The 24,152-nt window shown below is 61.7% G+C and carries 19 protein-coding genes; 11 read left to right on the top strand and 8 right to left on the bottom strand.

Annotation, left to right across the window (positions count from 1 at the left end; genetic code table 11):
• The first annotated feature begins 137 nt into the window (after window positions 1-137).
• From ACX80V_RS04675 to ACX80V_RS04650, 6 genes are all read left to right on the top strand, one after another.
• Complete coding sequence (locus tag ACX80V_RS04675; protein WP_058930646.1) at window positions 138-638, top strand: NUDIX hydrolase; 501 nt, start codon at window positions 138-140, stop codon at window positions 636-638.
• Between the two features lie 92 nt (window positions 639-730).
• The gene (gene murJ, locus ACX80V_RS04670) at window positions 731-2,836 is read left to right on the top strand and encodes a murein biosynthesis integral membrane protein MurJ (protein WP_485842168.1); all 2,106 of its coding nucleotides are present in this window, start codon (window positions 731-733) and stop codon (window positions 2,834-2,836) included.
• 181 nt (window positions 2,837-3,017) lie between these two features.
• On the top strand, window positions 3,018-4,577 hold the full coding sequence (locus ACX80V_RS04665) for a protein kinase family protein (RefSeq protein WP_485842167.1): 1,560 nt from the start codon (window positions 3,018-3,020) through the stop codon (window positions 4,575-4,577).
• Window positions 4,578-4,826: 249 nt separating this feature from the next.
• Window positions 4,827-5,783, top strand: coding sequence for a thioredoxin-disulfide reductase (gene trxB, locus ACX80V_RS04660; protein WP_485842166.1), 957 nt, complete (start codon window positions 4,827-4,829; stop codon window positions 5,781-5,783).
• A 37-nt stretch (window positions 5,784-5,820) separates the two neighbouring features.
• On the top strand, window positions 5,821-6,147 hold the full coding sequence (gene trxA / locus ACX80V_RS04655; protein ID WP_058930642.1) for a thioredoxin: 327 nt from the start codon (window positions 5,821-5,823) through the stop codon (window positions 6,145-6,147).
• Window positions 6,148-10,419: 4,272 nt separating this feature from the next.
• Window positions 10,420-10,566: a hypothetical protein gene (locus ACX80V_RS04650; protein ID WP_485842165.1), complete on the top strand. Its 147-nt coding sequence runs from the start codon at window positions 10,420-10,422 to the stop codon at window positions 10,564-10,566.
• 1,256 nt (window positions 10,567-11,822) lie between these two features.
• Here the strand turns inward: ACX80V_RS04650 and ACX80V_RS04645 are convergent.
• From ACX80V_RS04645 to rpmH, 8 genes are all read right to left on the bottom strand, one after another.
• On the bottom strand, window positions 11,823-13,130 hold the full coding sequence (locus ACX80V_RS04645; protein WP_485842164.1) for a ParB/RepB/Spo0J family partition protein: 1,308 nt from the start codon (window positions 13,128-13,130) through the stop codon (window positions 11,823-11,825).
• 66 nt (window positions 13,131-13,196) lie between these two features.
• The gene (locus tag ACX80V_RS04640; protein WP_485842163.1) at window positions 13,197-14,270 is read right to left on the bottom strand and encodes a ParA family protein; all 1,074 of its coding nucleotides are present in this window, start codon (window positions 14,268-14,270) and stop codon (window positions 13,197-13,199) included.
• Between the two features lie 86 nt (window positions 14,271-14,356).
• The gene (rsmG, locus tag ACX80V_RS04635) at window positions 14,357-15,007 is read right to left on the bottom strand and encodes a 16S rRNA (guanine(527)-N(7))-methyltransferase RsmG (protein ID WP_104060348.1); all 651 of its coding nucleotides are present in this window, start codon (window positions 15,005-15,007) and stop codon (window positions 14,357-14,359) included.
• A gap of 20 nt (window positions 15,008-15,027) precedes the next feature.
• The gene (locus ACX80V_RS04630) at window positions 15,028-15,594 is read right to left on the bottom strand and encodes a Jag family protein (protein WP_058930638.1); all 567 of its coding nucleotides are present in this window, start codon (window positions 15,592-15,594) and stop codon (window positions 15,028-15,030) included.
• Complete coding sequence (gene yidC / locus ACX80V_RS04625) at window positions 15,594-16,568, bottom strand: membrane protein insertase YidC (RefSeq protein ID WP_485842162.1); 975 nt, start codon at window positions 16,566-16,568, stop codon at window positions 15,594-15,596. Before yidC ends, ACX80V_RS04630 begins: the two co-directional genes overlap by 1 nt.
• A gap of 16 nt (window positions 16,569-16,584) precedes the next feature.
• Window positions 16,585-16,980, bottom strand: a complete 396-nt coding sequence (yidD, locus tag ACX80V_RS04620; protein WP_104060345.1) for a membrane protein insertion efficiency factor YidD — start codon at window positions 16,978-16,980, stop codon at window positions 16,585-16,587.
• Entirely contained in the window at window positions 16,973-17,383 is a 411-nt protein-coding gene (gene rnpA / locus ACX80V_RS04615) for a ribonuclease P protein component (protein WP_056342732.1), read from the bottom strand. Before rnpA ends, yidD begins: the two co-directional genes overlap by 8 nt.
• Before the next feature lie 41 nt (window positions 17,384-17,424).
• Window positions 17,425-17,562 (bottom strand): 50S ribosomal protein L34, encoded by a 138-nt coding sequence (gene rpmH, locus ACX80V_RS04610; protein ID WP_003800212.1) that lies wholly within the window; start codon window positions 17,560-17,562, stop codon window positions 17,425-17,427.
• Between the two features lie 469 nt (window positions 17,563-18,031).
• Between rpmH and dnaA the strand changes: the two genes are divergently transcribed.
• The 5 genes from dnaA (at window position 18,032) to ACX80V_RS04585 (ending at window position 23,890) form a co-directional block, all read left to right on the top strand.
• Entirely contained in the window at window positions 18,032-19,453 is a 1,422-nt protein-coding gene (gene dnaA / locus ACX80V_RS04605) for a chromosomal replication initiator protein DnaA (RefSeq protein WP_056342735.1), read from the top strand.
• A 527-nt stretch (window positions 19,454-19,980) separates the two neighbouring features.
• Window positions 19,981-21,105: a DNA polymerase III subunit beta gene (gene dnaN, locus ACX80V_RS04600; RefSeq protein ID WP_058930635.1), complete on the top strand. Its 1,125-nt coding sequence runs from the start codon at window positions 19,981-19,983 to the stop codon at window positions 21,103-21,105.
• A 102-nt stretch (window positions 21,106-21,207) separates the two neighbouring features.
• The gene (gene gnd, locus ACX80V_RS04595) at window positions 21,208-22,092 is read left to right on the top strand and encodes a phosphogluconate dehydrogenase (NAD(+)-dependent, decarboxylating) (protein ID WP_141138875.1); all 885 of its coding nucleotides are present in this window, start codon (window positions 21,208-21,210) and stop codon (window positions 22,090-22,092) included.
• 45 nt (window positions 22,093-22,137) lie between these two features.
• Entirely contained in the window at window positions 22,138-23,340 is a 1,203-nt protein-coding gene (gene recF, locus ACX80V_RS04590; RefSeq protein ID WP_485842161.1) for a DNA replication/repair protein RecF, read from the top strand.
• Window positions 23,333-23,890: a DciA family protein gene (locus ACX80V_RS04585; protein ID WP_058930632.1), complete on the top strand. Its 558-nt coding sequence runs from the start codon at window positions 23,333-23,335 to the stop codon at window positions 23,888-23,890. The genes recF and ACX80V_RS04585 overlap by 8 nt, the downstream gene beginning before the upstream one ends.
• Window positions 23,891-24,152 lie beyond the last annotated feature (262 nt).

Genomic DNA, 24,152 nt, shown 5'->3' with positions numbered 1-24,152 from the left:
TACAGCCCCTCAAAGTGCGTCATACGCAGTCCACTTTGATGTCATGTTCAGGTCATCATGATCGGACAAGAGTCGTTAGAGTGGACTCCATGGCCCATCCCGTACCGAGCGCTCCCGGCAGGAGGACAAACGCACCGTTGCCGTCGGCAATTGGTGCCCACGTCGCGCCTGTCTTGCACTCGGCCCCGGCCTCGCTGCCTACGGTGGAGGAAATTTCCGCCGGCGGCGTTGTGGTGGACACGTCCGACGGCGAACTAAGGGTTGCGATCATCGCCCGCCTTAACAGGGGCGGACGGCTGGAGTGGTGCCTGCCCAAGGGCCATCCTGAAGGCAAAGAAGACAACGAGCAGGCAGCAGTCCGCGAGATTGCCGAGGAAACCGGCATCGAGGGCGACATCCTGGCGCCGCTGGGCAGCATCGACTACTGGTTCACTGTCAGCGGGCACCGCGTGCACAAGACCGTGCACCACTATCTGCTGCGCGCCACCGGCGGCGAACTCACTATCGAAAACGATCCGGACCACGAAGCCGTGGACGTCGCCTGGGTCCCCATCAAGGAACTCGCACGGAAGCTTTCGTTCCCCAATGAGCGCCGCATCGCGGATCTGGCCCGGGACGTCCTGCCCGAACACCTCTAAGGCTGCGTCCGCCGGAGCCGCATGTATGCCTGCTCCGGCATACAGCCTGTCCGTTGCGGTACAAACAGCATCCGGGTGAGACGATGAACTCGATGTCAGCTACCAATCCCCCCTCCGATAAACCAGGCCGCGCCGCCCCGAGCGAAACCTCGAGTGAAACCCGGTCCAGCGCCATCATGGCTGCAGGCACCCTGGTATCCCGGTTCCTGGGCTTCGGCAAAACGTGGATGCTGGGAGCTGCCCTGGGGCTGAGCTCCACGGTCAACGACACATTCATCAACGCCAACAACCTGCCCAACCTGATCTTCCTGCTGGTGGCCGGCGGCGTGTTCAACGCCGTGCTGGTCCCGCAGATCATCAAGGCCAGCAAGGCGCCGGACAGGGGAGCGGACTACATCAGCCGGCTGCTGACGCTCGCTGTACTCCTGCTGCTGGGCCTCACCGCCCTCGTCACCCTCGCGGCGCCCCTGATCATTGACCTGACCACGCAGGGTTACTCCCCGCAGCAGAAGGCGTTGGCCATTGCGTTCGCTTTCTGGTGCCTGCCGCAGATCTTCTTCTACGGCCTCTACGCCCTCCTGACACAGGTGCTGAACGCCAACGGCGCGTTTGGCCCAGCCATGTGGGCGCCCATCCTGAACAACCTGGTGGCCATCGGGGGCCTCGGCATGTTCATCGTGATCTACGGTGCCAACGAGATCAACCCGCACACCCTGGACAACTGGGGTCCCTCGCAGACGCTCTTTGTGGCGGGCTTCTCCACAATCGGCGTGGTGGCCCAGACGGCCATCCTGCTCATTCCGGTCTTCCGGCTGAAACTGGGCCTCCGTCCCCGGTTCGGCTGGCGCGGCGTGGGACTGGGGCAGGCAGCAAAACTGAGCGTATGGACGCTGCTGACCGCCGCCGTCGGGCAGCTTGCCTTCCTCTACGTCATGCGGATCGCCACCATCCCCGGCGCCGAACGCCTCCGCCTCGAACAGGCGGGGGACCCCGCCGCCGACTTCCTGCCCGGAAACGCCGTGCTGGAAGTGGCCAGCCAGCTTTATCTGCTGCCGCACTCGATCATTGCGTTGTCCCTGGCGACGGTCCTTTTCAACCGGATGACCCGTGCCTCGCAGGACGGCAACAAGGCCGAGCTGCGTGACGCGCTGTCCCATGGCCTCCGCACCATGGCCGTGGCCACTGTTTTTGGCGCCCTTGCCCTGTTCGCGCTGGCAGGGCCCCTTGGCATGTTCTTCTCCGGCGGGGAAAGGCAGGACGGCGTGATGCTGGCGCAGACGCTGACCATCCTTGCCCTGAGCACCCCGTTCATGAGTGCCAACTTCATGATGTCCCGGGTGTTTTATGCCAACGAGGACGCGCGGACGCCCTTCTACATCCAGCTCCTCCTGGCAGTTGTTTATGTGGCCGGCGCCTTCGCCATCCAGTTCCTGCCCGTGGGCCAGGTCATCTACGCGATCGCCCTGCTGTACATGGTGGGCAATATTCTCTCGGTGGTCATCAGCGCCTATTTCCTGCGCCGGCTCCTGGGCCACCTCGACGGCCCGAGGATCGCCAACTCCTACATCCGGATGGGTTATGCGGCGCTCGGTTCTGCGATCGCGGGCGCCGGGGCCCTGTGGCTGATGGGGAGCTACAGCCCCGACGGTTTCGCCTGGAAGGACCGGCTCGCCGCCCTGGTGACCGTTATCGTCGTCGGACCCATCATGCTGGTTGCCTATGTCTTCTTGCTGAAGGTCTTCCACGTCGCCGAACTCCGGGACCTCATGCGCCCCCTGCTGGGACGGCTGGGACGCGGCACGGGACCGTCCGGCGGCGGGGGAACGCCGTCGTCGGCTGCGGGTGCCGACGTCTCCGGAACGAAACGTCCGACGCCGGAACGCGCCACGGTCGCGGTGGACACCGGCCTGATTCCCCGGATTTCCGGCGAATTCGACGCCGCCTCCTTCCGCGCAGGACCCGTGCCGGAACCCCAGGCAGCGCCTACGGCGCCAGCTGACGGCGCACAAGGGGAAACTGAAGGAGTGGCTAACGGGGGCACTGAACCCGCCGCGGGATACCTTCCCGCAGAGGACGTGCCCGGCACAGCGCGGGGCGGGCTGCTGCGCGACGAGATTCCCCTTCCCGGCCGGCGCACGTTCCAGGGCCAGGCCGGACAGAACCCCCATTTCAGGCCCCGCCGGCCTCGAAAAAAGTGATCTTCTCGCGGTTTTTGGTTGCCTGTCGACCACGGCGGCCATAGCCGATCGGCTAGGATCGACAGTGAACAGGGGTAGTTGCAGGCAAGCGCAGACCGGCTCGCCGGCTGGCTTTTGGCCGGTTTCTGACCGGCGGTGGCATCATCTACGCCGGCATTCCCGGACAGTCTAGGAGGAACACGTGTCCCACCCGATCGACGTTGGATCAGTACTCGGCGGCCGCTACAAGGTCACAGCCACGGTATTGACCTCACACGACCAGGATCTGGTGCTGGACGGGGTGGACCAGGTTCTCAACCGACCGGTCAGCATTCTGGTCGCCGGCCCGGACAACACCGAACAGGTGGCCCAGAGCGCCCGCGAGGTGGCTACCGGTGAGCGCCCGGGCAACGTCCAGGTCCTGGACCTTGGGGTCACTGAGGCCACCACGTACCTCATCACCAACCACACGTCCGCGGCAGACCTTTTGGACCTCGTGGTTGCCTCCGACGCGCCTTACGTCGAGCCGTTCTTCACGGATACCCTGGGCAGCGAAATTTTCGGCCAAGTGCGTTCACACGAACCGGAACCGTACGACGACGAAGAGAACGTCGACGCCGGATATATCAACTATTCGGACAACCACCCACGCCAGGTTGACCCACGCCGGTCGGCCGCACCGGTTGCTCCACCGCTTGTACCCCCGGTTGTTCCGGCCCGTCCGCCGCTCCGCCCGGCGGTCCGTCCGGCGTCGGGGCCTGCCAAGGCCGGAGCCGTTGGAGCAGGGGCCGCCGCTGCGGGCGCCACTGCCGCACATCAGCACGTCACTGCGCCGCAACCGGTGCAGGCTGCGGAGAACCGGCCAGTTTCCGGACCGGCCGAGCCCAAGGCAGGTGCGGGATCCGATTCGCCCAAGGTCTCCCTGTGGTCTGAGGACGACTATTCCAACGGCTCCCAGGAAGCAGCCTACGACGAACCCGTGATCTCCCGAGCGCCGGAACGCTCCGATCGCGCCGCGGGCGCCTTCCCGTCGCTTGCCCGGAAAGTGTCTCCGGCGGCCGCAGTACCCCCTTCCGGCGGGACGGATGACTATTACGATGACGACGAGCCCGAGCGTGAGCCCCGCTCGATGCGCTGGCTGGTGGGCGGGCTGCTTGCCGTGGTGCTGATTTCCGGGCTGGTCTTTGCGGTCACCAACCTGGGCAGTCTATTCAAAACGGGCCCTCAGGCGGCCCCATCCTCCACGTCGACGGGCTCCACCCAGCCAAACACCGGGTCGCCTTCACCCAACCCGAGCTCCGCAGCGCCGGCGGCACCGCCTGCCATTGACAGCATCACCCGCCAGGGAAATTTTGACTTCGCAGGCACCTACGACGTGGACCTTGTGAAGGCGTTTGACGGCAACGCAGCCAGCTACTGGTCAGACATGGAATTTGCCACCGAGGGCTGGGGCGGCCTCGCAACCGATGGCGTGCCCTTGTTCGTCAAGCTGAAGAATCCGGCGAAGGTTTCATCCATCACCCTGACTCAGCTCGGAGCCTCGGGCGGCAATCTCAGTGTCTTCACCAATGACCGGCCATCACTGGACGGAGCGAAACTGGTGGGGACCAACAGCTTCACGTCAACAGATCTGACCATGCCACTGGCCGAGCCGGTGGAGGCACAGTACGTGATCGTGTCCATCAAGACGCTTCCCAAGCTGGCTGCCCCGAAGACCCGCTATGGCTTTGGCATCCGCCTGGCGGAGATCAAGATCCAGTAGGACCACACCTGCGTCGTTCCCGTTGAGCCGCGGCTGTTCTGCCCGGAGCATTGCTCCGCAGTAACAGACGCGGCTCAGCCGTTTTCAGACGGTAATCTGGTAGGGCGTCCCGTCCAGCTGACGGGGTTATGGCCGCTGATGGTTCCTCCGTTCGCGCGGCGCCCGGAATATTCACCACCTAGATTCAGTTGTGCCATGTGGCCGGCCGCAAAAGCCGGCGCATCGACTAAGGAAGAGGTTCACCGTTCAGTGAGCAACGCAGAAAACACCGCGTCCGAAGTACGTGATGTCATCATCGTCGGCTCGGGCCCGGCCGGGTACACGGCCGCTGTCTACACGGCGCGCGCCAACCTGAAGCCCTTGCTTCTGGCCGGATCAGTTACCGCCGGCGGCGAACTGATGAACACCACCGACGTCGAAAACTACCCTGGCTTCCCCGAAGGGATCATGGGGCCGGACCTCATGGAGAACTTCGAGAAGCAGGCAGCCCGGTTCGGAACGGAAATCCAGTTCGAGGACGTCACAGCACTGGACCTCGACGGCGACATCAAGACTGTCACCATCGGTACCGGCGAGACCTTCCGTGCGCGGGCGATCATCCTGTCCACCGGATCCGCTTACCGTGAGCTGGGCCTCCCGAACGAAAAGCGCCTCTCCGGCCACGGCGTCAGCTGGTGTGCAACCTGCGATGGTTTCTTTTTCAAGGACCAGGACATTGCGGTCATCGGCGGAGGAGACTCGGCCATGGAGGAAGCCCTCTTCCTGACCAAGTTCGCCAAATCCGTCACCGTTGTGCACCGCCGCGACACACTCAAAGCTTCCAAGATCATGGCGGACCGTGCCCTGGCCCACGACAAGATTTCGTTCATCTGGAACAGTTCCGTTGACGACGTCATCGGAGCGGACAAAGTCACCGGGCTCAAGATCAAGAACCTGCAGGACGGCACCGTGTCCGACCTCGCCGTCACCGGCGTCTTCGTCGCCATCGGAAACGACCCCCGCACCGACCTGGTCAAGGACTCCCTGGAGATCACGGCGGCCGGTACCATCGCCGTCGAGGGCCGGAGTTCCAAGACCAGCATCCCTGGCGTCTTCGCCGCCGGCGATGTTGTTGATCCCACCTACCGTCAGGCCATCACGGCCTCCGGTTCCGGATGTGTAGCCGCGATCGACGTGGAACACTACCTCGCAGACCTTCACGCGTAATCTCGCGTACCCGCCGTTCGAAGAGAGAGACAAGGTTATGAGCAACGCTAAAGACGTAACAGATGCAAGTTTTGCTGCGGACGTACTGTCCGCCGACAAGCCGGTAATTGTGGACTTCTGGGCTGAATGGTGCGGCCCCTGCCGCAAGCTGGGACCCATCCTCGACGAGATCTCGGTGGAATACAGCGAGAAGGTTAATGTCGTCAAGCTCAACGTCGACGACAACCCCGCCATCGCCGCCGAGTACGGAATCACGTCCATCCCCGCCGTTTACCTCTTCCAGGACGGCCAGGTGAAGAGCACTGTTATCGGCGCAAGGCCGAAGCAGTTCTTCGAAAAGGAATTTGCGGACGTCCTGTCCTAATCAGGTAGGGGACTTCTGTCCCATATGACCAGTGACACCGGCCTGTGGCCACTGCTTCCATGAAGCGGTGGCCACGCGTCTTTAAGACCGAGCCCGTCGAAGCACAAGCACATTGCATCAACCTTCATTCGTTTCCTAACTTCAGTGATTGCTCAGAGTCGCTCCTGGAGACCCAGTGCAGGGATGAGCGTCTTACCTATGAGGGCTAGTGGGCTGAAATCTCCGACTAGTCGTCTGGTCGTCATCCCAAAGTCCGGGTTTCCTGATTCGGATTCTTGTTTCACGTGAAACATTGGCGATCGAGATGCAGAGCCTCGTACGTCTGGCCTCGCGCCCGTGAGGGAAAGCGTACGACAATGCGGGACACTTCGCAGGATGTGCGGTCTTCGTTGGCTTCGGCCGCCGGGCCGCGGCAAGAAGGCATAGGTTCGCCGACAGTAGACAGAGTGTTTTCGGATTCCAGCTCGCTAAGGGACTTCTAATGCCCGCCGACGCGAGCCCGAGTACTCTGTTTCACGTGAAACATTGGCGATCGCGAAACATGGACACATGTGAAACATCGACGATTCGCCAGGCCAAGCCGCGTACAGTGTGGCCACGCTTGCCGGACGGGCGAAATTTCTTCGGCGTCAGTGCATGCTGATCCTTACATCCGAGTGCCCTTGCCGCACGACAATGCCGCAGCGATTCAGTTCGACATACTTGAATTCAGTTGAGTTCAGTTCGGCTCACGACGGTAAAGCAATCAACCCAGGCTCCCACTTCCGCGACGATCATACTCTGCGCACTGATGCGTCCCCCGCGCCTTGTTTCACGTGAAACACTGCCCAAGCCTGCATGAGTCTGCTCCCTCCAGCTCGTACTGGCCTGCCCAACGGCAACTCGAGCCAGGCCGCATGGATCGGGTTCACGCGATGTAGCACGTAATGCGTCCCGTCCATTCGCTGAGGAGAATATCCGCAGCGCACTCAGACATTGGATCGAACTTTGAGCAGCGAATACCAATTGGATTAGGTGGCCTAGTGGCCTTCACGCCCCTTTTCACCTCGCGGGGACACTATGGAACCGGAGCATCGGACTACCGTAAGCACCCTGACCAGGCCGGCGTTCCAGTCTCGCTGGGCGCCCATGGTCTGAATCAAACTCCGATTCTCGCAGTTGACGCCTAGAAGATCGGGTGACGCCTTAGAAGATCGGGGTTCCAAGGGTTGGTCAGAGTCAACGCCGGTGGTTAGAGTCAACGCCGGTGGTCGGGGGAGACGGCGCGCGGCGGGGGCGACGGCGCAGGTCGGAGGAAACCAAGGAACGCCGGGGGCGCCAGGTGACTGCTATAACGCTCGGATCCGAGCAATTGGAATAGATCCCCGACAGCAAATCGCTCTGGCCCCTCGTAAATGACTGCCAGGTCAGAAATGCACCCAAGCCTCATCGCCAAACCGCAGCATGTCGTTAATCTGCCGCGACGGTATCCAGTTCAGTGGCAGCCTGACCAGTTGCCACAGTTCAGTCTTGTCCACCGCATGTCGACGACACGGCAGCGGGCAACTCAAGATTTCAGCGGCCCCCGGGAGCACACTCACACAGCGCTGGGAACCCGCCAGCACCGACAAGTTGCCTGCGGACGAATTCGGGACCGTGGGCCTGGAGACTCACAAAGCCCATCCGCCGATACGTCCAGCCCCGGATGGTAATTCGGGAACCGCACGGAGTGGCCCCGCGTCGCGCATTCGGCCTGTACTCGCTGCGCTGGTGGGTCCATCGGGATCATCGTTCGTATTGTGCGAGGTTTCAATGATTCCGATGGCCCGAAGACGAAGCACATGCGGAGATTGTCCAAGCCCGATATTGGCCCCGACCGCCCCAACGACAGTATCGACACACACCTGTTGCGGCCTCATCCCTTGACAACGCCGTGCTCGTCTCAGCGGGGCCATACCAGGAGACGGGCCATACCAGGAGGCCTCGTGGGCGCCATGGGCCGGGCCGGCAAAGACGGCACGAGGACACGGATCTTCTTCCAGGCCGGACTGTTTCACGTCAAGCAGTCCGGCCGGCGACGGCTTCGTGGATGGCAAGACCTCGAGCGAACTGTTTCACGTGAAACGAACTGACCGAAAACTCCGTCCAAGCCTTCCCGGAATGGGATGCTAAGGACGCCGGCTTCGCATGTGTTGGATGCTATCCTCTGAGGCCAACTGCCAGATGGCCGCAACCCCACGTCAAGCTCGTTGCACCACGACCGACAATACGTACACACCCGGACCACCCGTACACAGCCCAGGCACAGGAGGCATGTTCTCCTCACCGCAGGTATTCTCTACACTGCCAGGGCCCCAATCTTGCCACTGGGCCCTATGCACGCTTGCGTGACGGTTGAGCCCTCGCCCAAGCCCTGCTGTCTACTGCGCCAGTGGGGGATCGACAGCCTGACCCTGGACTGGAGGAAGGTGATCTCCGTGTATCTGCCTGTGGCCCAACTCGGCCCCGTGGCTTCGCCGCCACGCACATCTCTGTTGGCAAGATCGCCACGGCTGCCGTCCAGTCGGCGAAGGGCGGAACCAGAGTCGGCTTGCTCGGTCATCAGCCAAGGACGCTACCAGAGCACCCTTGCTCGGTCAACAGCGAAGGACGGTATCGGAGCCGCCTGCTCGGTCGTCAACATGTCAGTCCGCACTGCAGTTCCCGACCGGAGCGACACGCCTCCGCATGTGCCGATAGGATGCTCGTCTGAGCAAGGCACCAGGCACCGGCCGCGAACGCCTGCTAGGGCAGGTCATGAATCAGCTGGCCAATGCCGACTTTCCTGTTCGAACGGCGCCGCCCTAGGTGCCCGACCAACTCCACCCCAAAGACCTAGAGCAGGTAATGAATGTCAGCGGATGACGGAATCGTATCCATCCGAAGTGTGACTGTTCGGTTCGACTGGAGGGTTCCATCGCGTTGATGTCCACCGACTTCGAAGTTATCCCCAAATGTTATCCACACCGATATCCACAGGCTTATCCACCGGCCTGCAAATCGTGGATGCAGTACCCCCAGTGCCGTTCTTTAGATCAGCCGATACCCTCAAGCCGGCGTTGCTCCCAGGGCAACTACCACGGACGAAGCGCATGCTCACGTAGGACTGGAAATATCGACGGAAATCCAACTATTGAAGTCGTTTTCCGTCCCGAAAGAGAGTCTGGATCGTCCTTGGTAATGTTTCACGTGAAACGGGACTGCAGACGCTATCCAATGCTCGTGCGGACCGCTCGTTCCAGGATCCGCTGGTGTGGGCCAAATCTCTTCGTGATGCCTGCCACCAAGCAATCTATCCACAAAGTTATCCACAGCGATATCCACCGCGATATCCACCGCGATATCCACCGGGCAGTTCACACCTATGGGCCCAAGACTGTCTTGGCTCCATCTGTTGTTGTGGCAAGTTTGCCGCACACGATGATGAAGAGTGGGCCGAGGAATCATAGTCTTTCGGGCATTCTCTTTCCCCTAAACCAGGCTGCTGTCCGCCTGGCTAGCTGATTCACCTTCCGCCGGGCCATGATCAGACGTGGTTGCAATTGTGGTCGCTTCCCGGTCGGGTCCGAACCTTTCCGAACAGTCCGGTCTGTCTCAATCTGCTGCACAGCAAGACGACTCGGCTTCCACCAATTCCTTCTCCTCCCGGACACTCCAAGACCGGGCCTATTCGGTGCACCCCGCGGTCACGTCCTAGAGGGGCGAAGCCAAGTCGCGGAGCTGGTCCAGAGACGCACTATGGCGAGCTACTAAGCGTCATGCTGTGACGTCTTGGAGTGTCGCAGTCCTGCCCAGGGGTGGTTCCGGATGAGACAGCCGGCGACCCTATTGGCCATGCCAAGGATCGAGGCGCCCTCCTGAGATTCGTATGTATCAAGGCGCCCTCCTGAGATTCGTATGTATCAAGGCGCCCTCCTGAGATTCGTATGTATCGAGGCCCCCTGCAGATTCGATTCCGTCGACTTCCCATCTCCACAGACGACTATTTGACGAAAGGCCCCGGGGGCGACGTCGCACATGCCTGCCTGCCTGCCTGCCTGCCTGCCTCAGCCGATGCTACCTATGCGCCGGCGTGCGGCCAGCAGCCCGACCCTAGCCGAACATTCTGAGGTGCCTCAGCCTCGGGCATCGACACTGGCTGCCAGCTCAAGGGCCGTCGGATGTGCCAGGGAGCTATCCGTTCAGGCTAACTGCCCGGCGCAACTCAGGCGTCAGGGTTGGGCCACGGCGGACGGGACAAGCTGGACTCATGCCATGGTCTCCACTGGATACAAACCCTCCGGACGGCTTGTCAAGGTCCCCGAGCCCTGGGCGGGCATGCGCTGGGTCAGCGGGATGTCGCCCGTCGCGGGCCGTCACTGCTGGCGGGGGATTGGGGGCGGCATCATCCTCGAGGCGTGAAGAGGCCATCGTAGGCTCTAAGCCGTCAACTCCAAGGTCTGTGAATTGTCTCTGTTCCCACGGCGATCGAGATGGGAGGGCGCCTGGGCTGTATGTTTACAATCCGAGTCGCAGCCCGTTTGCCGGCGCCGTGAGGGCGTCGGGTGTCGGGGCCATGGGGAGATGCCGGGCAGAGTGCGCTGGACTCGTCACGATGTTTCACGTGAAACCATTTGGAAGACGACTGGGCGTAGGCCGCGCCTGCTCAGCAATCCCGGCTACCCTCACGAAGCTTGATGAACTGCTTCTGTTGTAGTGTTTCTCGGCTTTGGCGGCGGGCGAAGCCCCCGGATGCTGCAAAGCCGAATCCACTTCACCGCAGCCGCAGCCGTAGATCACGTGACGCGCTGGCGACATCACGCGCCGAGAGCTTTAGACCATACCAACTTCATGTCTGTTCTCGATGGCACCGCAGCCTAGATCCGGCACCTACCCTGTTGATGTTTCACGTGAAACAGCAACCGCGAGGCGACTTCCCATCTGAACCAGACGTTGCCGAACCCGGATGTTGCTGAAACCATATTGAAGGTCAGAATACTATTTGGCGACAGGCCCAGGGGAGACGTCCACCCTGGCGCATCCCCGTAGTCAATGAGCCAGCCGGAGGCTGAGGCCAGCAGCTGCACGGGTGCGTACGCTGCACACCAGCTCTCTGGAAGAGAACGGGGCAAGAGCATCGAACACGGTGTTCCCGCCGCTTGGCAGGATGAGCACCGCACCGACTGATTGGAAATTATGCGAATCGACGCAATCTTCACTGCTTCGGAGCAATGGAACCCATTGGGTGCCCAACATCACGAGTCGCATCGAGGTGTCCAGCGATCCGTCGAATCCTCCACTCCTGCCTGATCGCCGTCTCGAGAGTTCGCGGCTCCGCCATCTCCATCGCCCTCAGTGCCCACGTCAAGTGCGTCGGCAAACCCGAGGCCACAGAAGTCCACCGCTGCCGCGGGGACACAAGCAGAGTCGCCAGTCATTGGAGGAGTCCAGTCTTTAGAGGAGTCCAAGGCAGCAGACAGTGCCAAACTCGCGTCCACAACGGAACTATTCCATCGGACCCAGAATGCTACGCCATGCGAACCGCGGGCTCGATCCGGGGCGCGTCACAACAACGATGTCCACGCCAGTATCAGCCCCGGGGTGCAAAGATGGCGTCGATACAGACGAAAGAAGGGCCTGTTTCACGTGAAACAGGCCCTTTCTTTGAACAGAGAACGCTAGTTTTCAGATCCTGGCGCAAGAACTTCCATGATGCGGTTCAGGTCTTCAACACTGGCGAATTCAATGCTGACACGCCCCTTGCGGACACCCAGGGAAATCTTGACGTTGGTGTCTAAACGGTCTGACAACGAGGATGCCAGATAGTCCAGGCGCTCATGGCGGGCTCCCGGACGAGGGATGTTGTTCTTGGCAGGCTTCGCAGGATCCTGATAGAGAGTGACGGCCTCTTCGGTTGCCCGAACAGACATGCCTTCAGCCACGATCTTCTGGGCGAGGCGTTCCATGGCAGCTGCATCCGGCAGGGCGAGCAGCGCGCGCGCGTGGCCAGCGGAAATAACGCTGGCCGCCACACGACGCTGAACCAGGGGCGGAAGTTTGAGGAGACGAAGCGTGTTCGAAACCTGGGGACGTGAACGGCCAATGCGGTCCGCAAGCTGCTCGTGAGTGGTTCCGAAGTCTTCAAGCAGCTGCTGGTAGGCCGCCGCCTCTTCGAGCGGGTTCAACTGGCTGCGATGCAGGTTCTCCAGCAATGCATCCCTGAGGAGGTCATCATCAGTGGTGTCCCGGACAATGGCAGGGATGGTCGCCATCCCGGCCGCCTGTACTGCCCTCCAGCGACGCTCACCCATCACCAGCTCGTACGGTTCTCCACCTTCCTCGGTTGAAGTACGAACCACAATTGGCTGGAGGACGCCGATTTCCCGCACGGAGTGGATGAGCTCCGCCATGTCATCGTCATCGAAGACTGAGCGGGGCTGTTTACGGTTCGGATGGATGTCGGTGACCGGAATCTCGGCAAAACGCACGCCGGGAACTTCCACGAGGTCAACACCGTTATCCGGCGCACTGCTCTGGGACTCAAGCACCTCGGACACAGACTCGCCAGCCGCGTCTTCAACTGGCGTGGGCGAACCGTCCACCGTCGATGTAGCTGCACCGCCGTTTACAGGAGCTTTCGCAGGAGCCTTGGCGGGAGCTTTTGCGGCCGGCAGCTTGTCTGCTCCCTTGGCTGGCGGATTCGCGGGGGAGGCCGTTCTCGGCGCGGCTGCTTCCTTCGTTACCGATGCGTCGTTGTCCTGAGCCGGCGCAACCGACTCGGAAGCAACCGACTCGGAAGATGAAGCATCTGAAGCTGCCCCACCATTCCCTGAAGCGTCGTCAGGGGACGCGACTTTCTTACGGCCTTCAGGGAAGAAGAGATCCACAGGCCGCGACACAGCGCCGCCGTTGCCCGACGCACTACCGGCGGAACTTGGAATGAGTGCGCCAAGACCGCGGCCTAGGCCACGTCGCTTTTCGCTCATGGATAAATCCCTCCGATGGAAGAGCCAGACCTTGCCGGACTCCGGTTGTTGCAGTTCTTGAAGATTCTAGCGTTCAGCGATTTCGGTTGCGGCTTCCAGGTAAGACAGGGCTCCACTGGAGGAAGGATCGTACGTCATGACGGTTTGCTGGTAGCTCGGAGCTTCTGAAATCCGCACGGAGCGGGGGACTACAGCACCAAGGACCTGCTCGGGGAAGTGCAGGCGAACTTCGGCTGCCACCTGGGCTGCAAGGTTGGTCCGTCCGTCATACATCGTGAGGAGAATAGTGGAGACCACCAGATCCGCATTCAGGTGCTTCTGGATCATCTCAATGTTCTTAAGGAGCTGGCTGAGGCCTTCCAGGGCGTAGTACTCACACTGGATGGGGATAAGGACCTCACCGGCAGCACAGAAGGCATTAACCGTGAGCAACCCGAGGCTGGGCGGGCAGTCAATGAAGATGTAATCGAGGCGTTCTTCGCCGTTCTTTGCCCGGGTCTTGGCATAGACATCGATCGCCCGGCGGAGCCGCTGTTCACGGGCCACAAGCGAAACAAGCTCAATCTCCGCGCCGGCCAGGTGAATGGTGGCAGGAGCACAGATCAGGTTGCTGATGTCCGGGCAGGGGGCCACGACGTCAGCAAGAGGGAAATCGTTGATGAGGACGTCGTAGATGCTGTCCACATCGGCATGGTGCTCGACGCCGAGGGCGGTGGAGGCGTTGCCCTGGGGATCGATGTCAATGACCAGGACGTTCAGGCCGGCCGCGGCCAGGGCAGCAGCGATGTTCACGGTGGTGGTGGTCTTGCCCACGCCGCCTTTTTGGTTGGACACCGTGAAGATACGGGTCTTCTCCGGCTTGGGAAGTTTCCGCCCAACCAGCCGTTCGCGGCGCCTGGTCTCGTGCGCGAGTTCCCGGGCGATAGGACTGGAATCGTCCATGGTGTCCATGACGTTGATCCTGCCACCCGTTGTTGTTTCACGTGAAACAGAGGCAAGAATTGCCATTTCCGCAACCGGATTAGGGTGACTTTCCCCTCGTCCGGGCGCGGAACCCATGCCCATGCCAGCAACTGCTCGTGCTGACCCCAAAGACACAAACGGGGGTATCCGTTGTGTGGAGGCTTCGCTACTGGTCACTGGGACACACTCACTCTCGTTCGGCTTTTGCTGCCGTTGTCTAGCCTAACCGCTTCGCCCTGCAGACCAAGGCTACCGGGCCAGGACTAGGAGATCTTTCGGGACTTGTTAACGACGATCCGTACCACTGTGGTGGGTTCCTCCAGGAGGTTTTCACCGACAGTCACTACAGAGGTCTGGACGCCACCGAGTTTCCGGATGACCTTCGCTGCTTTTTCGATTTCCTCGCCTGCGCTGCGTCCCTTAATGGCCACAACTTCGCCCTTGCCGGCGAGCAAGGGGATGGTCAGGCCGGCGAGGTTGCTCAGCGCGGAAACAGCCCGGGCAGTCACAACATCAGCGTCCACCATGCCAACCGCAAGCTCCGCGCGGGTCCGCATCACCGTGACGTTTGTCAGGCCGAGATCGTCCACCACTTCCTGGAGCCAGATCACCCGGCGTTCCAGCGGCTCGATCAGTGTCAGCTGGAGGTCCGGACGCGCGATGGCGAGGCAAAGTCCGGGAAGTCCGGCTCCGCTTCCGACGTCGGCAACATGGCTGCCGTGCGCGATCTCGCTTTCGATAACGGCACAGTTAAGGACGTGCCGGCTCCACAGCCGTGGGATCTCGCGCGGCCCGATCAGCCCGCGTTCGGTTCCGGACGTGGCCAGGTGCTCCACGTAGCGTTTGGCCAGGTCCAGGCGGTCACCGAAAATCTTCTCGGCCGCCAGCAATTCTGCTGCCGTGATGTCAACCATGATTAGCGGTTCAGCATTCTCTAGTCTGCGGACACTACGATATGACGCCCGGCGCCTTCGCCCTCGGACTCGCTGACGAGTCCCAGGTCAGCGACGGCGTCATGAACGATTTTGCGTTCGTAGGCACTCATCGGCTCCAGTGCCACGGCTTTGCCGGACTCCTTGACCGAAGCTGCCGCGTCCTCGGCGATCTTCTGGAGGTGGCCGGCGCGCTGCTGACGGTAGCCGTTGATGTCCAGGACCAGGCGTGAGCGGTTCTCCGTTGCGGAGAGAACAGAGAGCCGGGTCAGTTCCTGAAGGGCTTCGAGGACTTCGCCGTCTTCCCCTACGAGGCTGTCGAGACCATCGGTTTCATCCTCGGCAACGATGGAAATGTAAGTGCGGCCGTTCCGGACTTCAATGTCAATATCGCCGTCGATGTCAGCGATATCAAGGAGTTCCTCCAGATAATCGGCAGCAACGTCGCCTTCCTCTTCGAGGCGGCTGGCAGCGGATCCCTTGGGCGAAGCATCGGCGTCCGTCGAGGCTTCGTCCTGATCGTCAATGACCTCGTCGGAAAGGGCGTGTTCGGTGCTTTCGGCTGACATTACTTTTTCTTCCTGTTCTTACGCTGGGGCTGGACGCGCTGTCCCTTTTGTTCGATGACCGCAGCTGCGGCAGCTGCCTCCGCTTCGGCGTCGACCTTCTTCCCGCCCAGAATGGGCAGGGCCGGCAGGCCCTTGGCCGCACGGCGTTCGGCGAGTGCCTTGGCGGCGGGGGATCCCGGCGTCGGCATGCGGCGGATGACGAAGAACTGCTGCGCCATAGTCCAGAGGTTGGTGGTGGTCCAGTAAATCAGGACACCGATGGGGAAGTTGATGCCACCCACGCCGAACACGATCGGCAGGATGTAGAGCATCATTTTCTGCTGGCGCATAAACGGGCTGGCCATGGCCTCTTCGGACATATTCTTGGCCATGATCTGCTTCTGCGTGATGAACTGCGAGGCCGTCATGGCCAGGATCATCACGATCGACAGGACGTAAACGGCAACGACATTGCCTTCAGGGTTATGCAGCAGGGTGGCCGACAGCGGCGCCCCGAAGATGGTGGAGTCGTCAAACTGCAACACCTGTTCGTGGCTCATCGCGCCAATGCTCTTGCCCTGGTCCCGGGCGGTGCTGATGCCGGAGAGAACCTGGAAGAGCGCGAAGAAGAACGGCATCTGGATCAGCATCGGCAAGCAGGCGGAGAACGGGTTGGTTCCGTGCTTCTTGTACATGGCCATCTGTTCCTGCGCCATTGCCTGGCGGGAGAGCTGGTCGGTCTTGCCCTTGTACTTGTCCTGGAGTTTCTTCAGGTCCGGCTGCAGCAGCTGCATGCCACGCTGCGCCTTGATCTGCTTGACGAATACGGGGATCAGGGCGGCACGGATCACCAGCACCAGCCCGATGATGGACAGCGTCCACGTCCAGCCTGAGGCCTCAGGCAGCCCGATGCTGCTCAGGCCCTCGTGGAAGCCCACCATGATGATGGAAACCAGCCACTTGAACGGAAACATGATTGTTTCAAAGAAGTCCATACGATATCCCTATTCGTCAGGCCGCAAGGCGGCCTTCTCCATCAGTCTGAGCAGCCAGGTACTTGTCCGGGTTGTTCAGCACAACAATTGTGGGGGTCCGGTGATCGGGCCAGTGGCGGTGGCCGGCGGGGACATGGTCCACACCGCCGGCATTCCACGGATGGCAGCGCACAAGGCGACGGGCCGCAAGCCAGCTGCCCTTCACTGCCCCGTGGACAGTGATCGCCTCAAGGGCGTACGCCGAGCAGGAAGGAAAGAAACGGCAGACCTGGCCATACAAGGGAGAAATCACCTTGCGGTAGGCCATCAGCAGCAGAATAAGAATGTTTCTGGGCAGGTTCCAGAGGAAGGTACCCACGGCGGCAGCAACAGGATGAAGGTAGTGGACGACGGCGGCAGTTACCTTACGCACGCTGTGTCCCTTCCTGTGTTGTACCGGTTGAACCGTTTACAGCAGCCCGCGGAAGGCGGCTGCCCAACCGGCTCATGGTTGATTCCAGTGCGGCGTTGTAGTCCGCCAGCAGTTGATCCCAGCTGGCGGCAGCGGACGCAGGCAGCGCCCGGACCACTATGGCAAACCCGGTACCGTACTCGCGCAGCGAGGCAGCACCGGCTTCTCTCAGTCTCCTCTTAACGAGGTTCCTGACCACAGCGTTCCCGACACCTTTGGAAACGATGAACCCGATCCGGCTGGGTTCGTCGGCAGCAATAGCTGCCGCATATAACACTACGTTCCGGCGTCCATTGCGGACACCGGAACGTACGGTTGTTGAAAAATCGGTTGCAGTCCTCAAACGGTTACGGGTGGCCAGCACCTTAAACTCGCAAAGAAAAGTTAAACCGACGAGTCAGTTATCTAGGCCGACAGTTCGGTGCGGCCCTTGCCACGACGGGCTGCCAGGATGGCACGGCCGGCACGGGTACGCATACGAAGGCGGAAGCCGTGCTTCTTGGCTCGACGGCGGTTATTCGGCTGAAAAGTCCGCTTGCTCACGTTAGTTACTCCAGTGGATCAAAGGTGCGCCCACCCGATCAGTAAAAGGGGAAGAACTGGCCGACGCTAAGTTTTGTATATGCACGCTTCCCCCGGCTGCTCCAACGCGGTGCGTCAGAGAGATTCAGAAGGGGCTAAAAAGCGTACACAAAGGACTTCACAACGTTAGGGCAAAATGCCTGCCAGAGTCAAACCGGGGTACCCCTGCGTCCCTGTCCCCGGCTGTGGTTAACCTGGCCCCACAGCCTGTGGATGAAGTGGCTCACAAGGCCTGTTTTCGAACCACAACGGTGTAATTATCCACAAGCTACTTCCCAGCTATCTTCTGGCCTTTTGTTCCCCTAGAGTGGCTCAGTAGCCGATTATCCACGGACTGTGCATAACCCTGTGGATGAAGCTGAACCAGCATCCTGGTTCGGGACTTGGGGCTGCACGTAATGCAGGTACGCAAGTTTTGAGGAACTGATTGATGACAGTAGACGAAGCCAACCACGCCAATACTGTCGGAAGTTCCTGGCGTCGGGTTGTGAGCCTGCTCGAGCAGGACGACCGCGTATCTCCACGGCAGCGGGGCTTTGTCATCCTGGCGCAGGCCCAGGGCCTGATCGGATCCACCCTCCTGGTGGCCGTTCCCAACGAACTGACCCGTGAAGTCCTTCAGACCCAGGTCAAGGACGCCCTGGATGACGCCCTGCATAACGTTTTCTCCGAGGACATCCGCTGCGCGATCGACGTGGACACCGATCTGGTGCCGCTCCACACGGAGCCGGAACCCGTCGTCGAACCTTCCTACTCGCCGGACCAGCTGATCGAACAGAAGCCGCAACCGATGCTGCCGAGCACTTCCCACGAGTTCGGCCGGCTGAACCCCAAGTACGTCTTCGATACGTTTGTGATCGGTTCGTCCAACCGCTTTGCCCATGCAGCTGCCGTGGCCGTGGCCGAAGCGCCCGCCAAGGCCTACAACCCGCTGTTCATCTACGGTGATTCCGGGCTGGGCAAGACCCACCTCCTGCACGCGATCGGCCACTATGCCCGCCGCCTGTACAGCGGAATCCGGGTCCGGTACGTGAACTCCGAAGAGTTCACCAACGACTTCATCAACTCCATCCGCGATGACGAAGGCGCCAGCTTCAAGACCACGTACCGCAACGTGGACGTGCTGCTGATCGATGACATCCAGTTCCTGGCCGGCAAGGACCGGACGCTGGAGGAGTTCTTCCACACGTTCAACTCCCTGCACAACAACAACAAACAGGTGGTCATCACCTCGGATCTGCCGCCCAAGCAGCTGGCAGGTTTTGAGGACCGGATGAAGTCCCGCTTCGAGTGGGGCCTCCTCACCGATATCCAGCCGCCCGAGCTCGAGACTCGCATCGCCATCCTGCGGAAGAAGGCCCTCAGCGAAGGCCTCTCCGCCCCGGACGATGCCCTGGAATACATCGCTTCCAAGATCTCCAGCAATATCCGCGAACTCGAAGGCGCACTGATCCGGGTGACGGCATTCGCCAGCCTGAACCGCCAGCCGGTCGATGTTGCGTTGGCTGAGATGGTCCTGAAGGACCTCATCACGGACGACGGCGCCCAGGAAATTACGTCGAGCCAGATCCTGATCCAGACGGCGGAGTACTTCAAGCTCACCATGGAGGAACTCTGCAGCAAGTCCCGGACCCGCACGCTGGTGACCGCCCGGCAGATCGCCATGTACCTCTGCCGCGAGCTCACGGACATGTCCCTGCCGAAGATCGGCCAGGAACTCGGCGGCCGCGACCACACCACGGTGATCCACGCGGACCGCAAAATCCGTGAGCTGATGGCTGAGCGTCGTGTGATCTACAACCAGGTCACCGAACTCACCAACAGGATCAAGCAGCAGCAGCGCAACTCCTGAGCCGTCGCCTCTATACCTTATTAACAGGTGCATGTGGATAACCCTGTGGATACTTAAGGGGACAACCGAGCTTAATGGGCTTAAAACCCTTAAGCCGCCTGTGGATCAGCGAAAACCCAAAAATTGTTATCCCCATCCACAGCCTGTTTAAAACCTGCGTCACCCACAATCCATGAACAGGGCTTAACCGCTGGATCCTGCGGCCGGATCGAGTTATCCACAGTATCCACAGCAGTTATTAACACTACTAATCCCAAGAAATTGATTTCCCTCAAATAACAATCTCGATCCGCACCCCGAACCGGCTCAGGCCCAAGGCCTCCGGACCCCAGGCGTCCTGACCGGGGATGGGTTAATCAGCAGTCTTGCGGCTAAGCTGTCAGCAGCGCTCCCATCCTCGGGTTTCTTTGTGGTTCAACACTCGATGAACCATGCAGGTTCCGTTGTTGGGGCGCCACTACTTTTGGGCTCCCTGTGGGAGTTTCCGGTTCAGACAAGGCAGCAGCAATGAAAGGCGGCACCCTTCCGTGAAGTTCAGAGTCGAACGGGACGTCTTGGCAGAAGCCGTCACCTGGACAGCCCGGTCGTTGTCTCCGCGGCCGCCGGTTCCAGTGCTGTCGGGCCTGCTCCTGAAGGCTGAAGCCGGCACGGTCAGCCTCTCGAGCTTTGACTACGAGACCTCCGCACGGCTGGACATCCCCGCGGACATCACCGCCGAGGGAACCATCCTCGTTTCCGGACGCCTCCTCGCAGACATTTGTCGAAGCCTCCCTTCCGCTCCGGTGGTCGTGGAGACCGATGGCAACAAAGTGACGCTGACCTGCCGCCGCAGCAGCTTCCACCTGGCCACCATGCCCGAGGCCGAATACCCGCCGCTGCCTGCGTTGCCCGCCATCAGCGGCACCGTCCCGGGTGATGCATTTGCCCAGGCTGTGTCCCAGGTGATCATTGCGGCCAGTAAGGATGACACGCTCCCCATCCTGACCGGCGTCCGGATGGAGATCGAGGACGACCTCATCACGCTTCTGGCCACCGACCGCTATCGTTTGGCAATGCGCGAAGTGCCGTGGAAGCCCACCACGCCGGGAATTTCCACCAGTGCGCTGGTCAAGGCAAAAACCCTCAACGAAGTGGCAAAGACCCTTGGCAACAGCGGCGACATCAACCTCGCCCTAGCTGACGATGACAGCCGCCTGATCGGTTTCGAAAGCGGCGGTCGCACCACCACGTCGCTGCTGGTGGATGGCGATTACCCCAAGATCCGCTCGCTGTTCCCGGATTCCACGCCCATCCACGCAACTGTCCAGACGCAGGAACTTGTGGAAGCCGTCCGCCGTGTGTCACTGGTGGCCGAACGCAACACACCGGTTCGCCTCGCCTTCACCGAAGGACTGCTGCACCTGGACGCCGGCACCGGCGAAGATGCCCAGGCCTCCGAAGAACTCGAAGCCCAGCTCTCCGGAGACGACATCACCGTCGCCTTCAACCCGCACTACCTGGTGGAGGGCCTGAGCGTCATCGAAACGAAGTACGTCAGGTTCTCCTTCACCACGGCGCCGAAACCCGCGATGATTACGGCCCAGGCAGACGCCGACGGTGAGGACCAGGACGACTACCGTTACCTGGTCATGCCCGTCCGCCTTCCCAACTAGGTAGCAGAAACGTCGTTATGGGCGCTCATAACGACACTTAGTGCGACCTAGTTCGGCTGACCCGTTCAGCAACAGCCAACCCCGCGCAGAAAAGAGACCCACGTGCATATTGGACTGATCGGCCTTGGCAAGATGGGTTTCAACATGCGCGAACGCCTGCGCAAGGGCGGCATTGAGGTCACCGGCTTTGACCGTAACCCCGAGGTCACCGATGTTGCCTCCGTGGATGAGCTCATTGCGGCGGTTCCGGCCCCGCGGCTGATCTGGGTCATGGTCCCGTCAGGCGACATCACCGATGCCGTCGTCACCGAACTCGGGGACAAGCTCGACGCCGGCGACCTGGTGATCGACGGCGGCAACTCCCGCTTCACCGAGGACCAAAAACATGGTGCCGCTCTGGCTGAGAAGGGGATCCGTTTCGCCGACTGCGGTGTTTCCGGCGGAGTGTGGGGCCTCCAGAACGGGTACGGGCTCATGGCTGGCGGCGACGCCGCCGATATTGAGCGGGCACTGCCGGTTTTTGATGTGCTCCGTCCCGAAGGCGAGCGGGCAGACAGCTTTGTCCACGTCGGCGGAATCGGTGCGGGCCACTACGCCAAGATGGTCCACAACGGCATTGAATACGGCCTGATGCAGGCTTACGCCGAAGGCTACGAACTACTGGCTGCCAAGGACATTGTTGACGACCTGCCCGGTACGTTCCGCGCCTGGCAAAAGGGCACCGTGGTCCGGTCCTGGCTCCTGGACCTCATGGTCAAGGCGCTGGACGAGGACCCGGGACTCGAATCCATCGATGACTACGTCGAAGACTCGGGCGAAGGCCGCTGGACCGTTGAGGAAGCCATTGCCAACGCTGTCCCGGCACCGGCCATCACGGCTGCACTCTTCGCCCGCTTCTCCTCCCGCGAGGAAAACTCGCCCGCCATGAAGATGGTTTCAGCGCTGCGCCACCAGTTCGGCGGGCATGCCACCCGTCCCGCCAAGTAACATCCACCCCGGGACCCGCAGGTTCCGAGAATTGTCGAACACCGCGTGTACCTAGAACACCTTTCGCTCACTGATTTCCGCAGCTACGCCCAGGTTGACCTTCCCCTCGAACCGGGTGTCACCGTGCTCGTCGGGGCAAACGGCATCGGCAAAACCAACCTCATGGAGGCCATCGGGTACCTGGCCACCCTCAGCTCGCACCGGGTCAGCTCCGACGCCCCGCTGCTGCGGTTCGGCACGGACCGCGCGCTGGTCCGGGCCCGCCTGGTCCGCGGCGGGCAGACCACGGTCCTGGAACTTGAGATCAACGCCAGTCGCGCCAACCGGGGGCGGATCAATCGCAGCAATCCCGTCCGCGCCAGGGATCTCCTGGGAATCTGCCAGACGGTGCTTTTCGCCCCCGAGGACCTGGCGCTCGTCAAGGGAGATCCGTCCAATCGCCGCCGGTTCCTCGACGAGCTGCTTGTCAGCCTGATGCCCCGGCATTCGGCGACGCGCACGGACTATGACCGTGTCCTGAAGCAGCGCAACGCCCTGCTCAAATCCGCCCGGGCCGGAAAATTCACTGCCGGGCACGAGGCCACCCTCGATGTCTGGGACCAGCACATGGCCCGGGCGGGCGCCGAGCTGCTGCACGCGCGGCTGGAACTGGTGGAACTGATAAGCCCGCACCTGGCCAAGGCGTATGCCCAGCTCACGGATGGGTCCAAGGACGCCAACGCCGTCTACCGGTCCACCCTCCAAAACCTGATGGACGACGACGGCGGCGCGACACCGGGTGCCGGTGGCGGTTCGTTGACGGATGGGTCCGCCGCTGCCGAAGATCTGGGGGACCTCACCGTTGAGGACCTCACCGGCCGCTATGTCCAGGCCTTTGCGGCCTCCCGCCGCAAGGAACTTGATCGCGGAATTTCCCTGGTGGGGCCGCACCGGGATGAGCTCGAACTGATCCTCGGCGAAGCGCCCGCCAAGGGGTACGCCTCGCACGGCGAAACCTGGTCGATGTGCCTCTCCCTCCGGCTTGCCTCCTATTACGTCATGCTCGATGATGCGAGGACCGGCGGGTCTGCCCCGATCCTCATCCTCGACGACGTTTTCGCCGAGCTGGATGTGGGGCGCCGGCGTAAACTGGCGGCAATAGTCTCCGGCGCGGAACAGGTCCTAGTGACCGCCGCCGTCGACGCCGATATCCCGGAGGAGCTCTCCGGCCGGCGGGTGAAGGTCATCCCGGGAGGAATCGATGAATAAGGATGAAAAGGGCGGGCTGCAGCCTGGCCGGGATCCTGACAACATCGACGCGCCGCAGGCTGCGCTGAACCGCATGCGTGAGGCCGCGGCCGCACGCGGCGAAATCCGCCGGAAGGCACCCCCCAAGGCCGGCGCCGCCAAGACAAAGGGTGGGATCCGGGATACCCGGGGTTTCAGCCAGTTCCATTCCACCGGCCGTGATCCGCTGGGGCTCGGCAAAGTGGTGGGACGCCTTGTGGCCGAACGTGGCTGGAGCTCTCCGGTAGCGGTGGGCTCGGTCATGGCAGAGTGGGCCACGCTGGTGGGCCCGGAGATTTCAGCGCACTGCATCCCGGAGAGCTTCACCGATACCACCCTTCATGTGCGCTGCGACTCGACGGCCTGGTCCACGCAGTTGCGCCTGCTGAGCAACAGCCTGCTGGAGAAGTTCCGCACGGAACTGGGCGATGGCGTGGTCACCAGCATCCAGGTGCTCGGCCCGTCAGCACCCAGCTGGCGCAAGGGCGGACGCACCGTCAACGGCCGCGGGCCGCGCGATACCTACGGCTAGGCGCCGCCGTCGACTCTTGAATATTCGTCCGGCGGCGTGTAGGGCGGGCTAACGCCCTTGGGGCGTATAGGAACCCGGAGACGGGACCTCGAGGGCGCCCTAGGCGGGGTCAATGGCCTCGCATCGGCACATCAAGGTCCCGCGACGCCCGCCGGAATGCGGGTTTGCAGCCCATTTCACGATAGAATCACAGCAGATAACTGGGCGCCGGTGAAACGTTGACTGAGTCCGTTTTCCGCACGCTCTCCGCAGGCGGACTTCG

The sequence above is a fragment of the Pseudarthrobacter arbutini genome (assembly GCF_054510915.1).
The sequence above is the reverse complement of the archived record's forward strand: the minus strand, read 5'-3'. Positions and strand labels throughout refer to the sequence as shown.

Bases quoted from the DNA above. Each gene is read 5' to 3' on its own strand.
- ACX80V_RS04650 (WP_485842165.1), top strand. From the start codon at position 10,420: ATGGTCTCCACTGGATACAAACCCTCCGGACGGCTTGTCAAGGTCCCC.
- dnaA (WP_056342735.1), top strand. From the start codon at position 18,032: ATGACAGTAGACGAAGCCAACCACGCCAATACTGTCGGAAGTTCCTGG.
- ACX80V_RS04645 (WP_485842164.1), bottom strand. From the start codon at position 13,130: ATGAGCGAAAAGCGACGTGGCCTAGGCCGCGGTCTTGGCGCACTCATT.
- ACX80V_RS04630 (WP_058930638.1), bottom strand. From the start codon at position 15,594: ATGTCAGCCGAAAGCACCGAACACGCCCTTTCCGACGAGGTCATTGAC.
- yidC (WP_485842162.1), bottom strand. From the start codon at position 16,568: ATGGACTTCTTTGAAACAATCATGTTTCCGTTCAAGTGGCTGGTTTCC.
- trxA (WP_058930642.1), top strand. From the start codon at position 5,821: ATGAGCAACGCTAAAGACGTAACAGATGCAAGTTTTGCTGCGGACGTA.
- murJ (WP_485842168.1), top strand. From the start codon at position 731: ATGTCAGCTACCAATCCCCCCTCCGATAAACCAGGCCGCGCCGCCCCG.
- ACX80V_RS04585 (WP_058930632.1), top strand. From the start codon at position 23,333: ATGAATAAGGATGAAAAGGGCGGGCTGCAGCCTGGCCGGGATCCTGAC.
- rsmG (WP_104060348.1), bottom strand. From the start codon at position 15,007: ATGGTTGACATCACGGCAGCAGAATTGCTGGCGGCCGAGAAGATTTTC.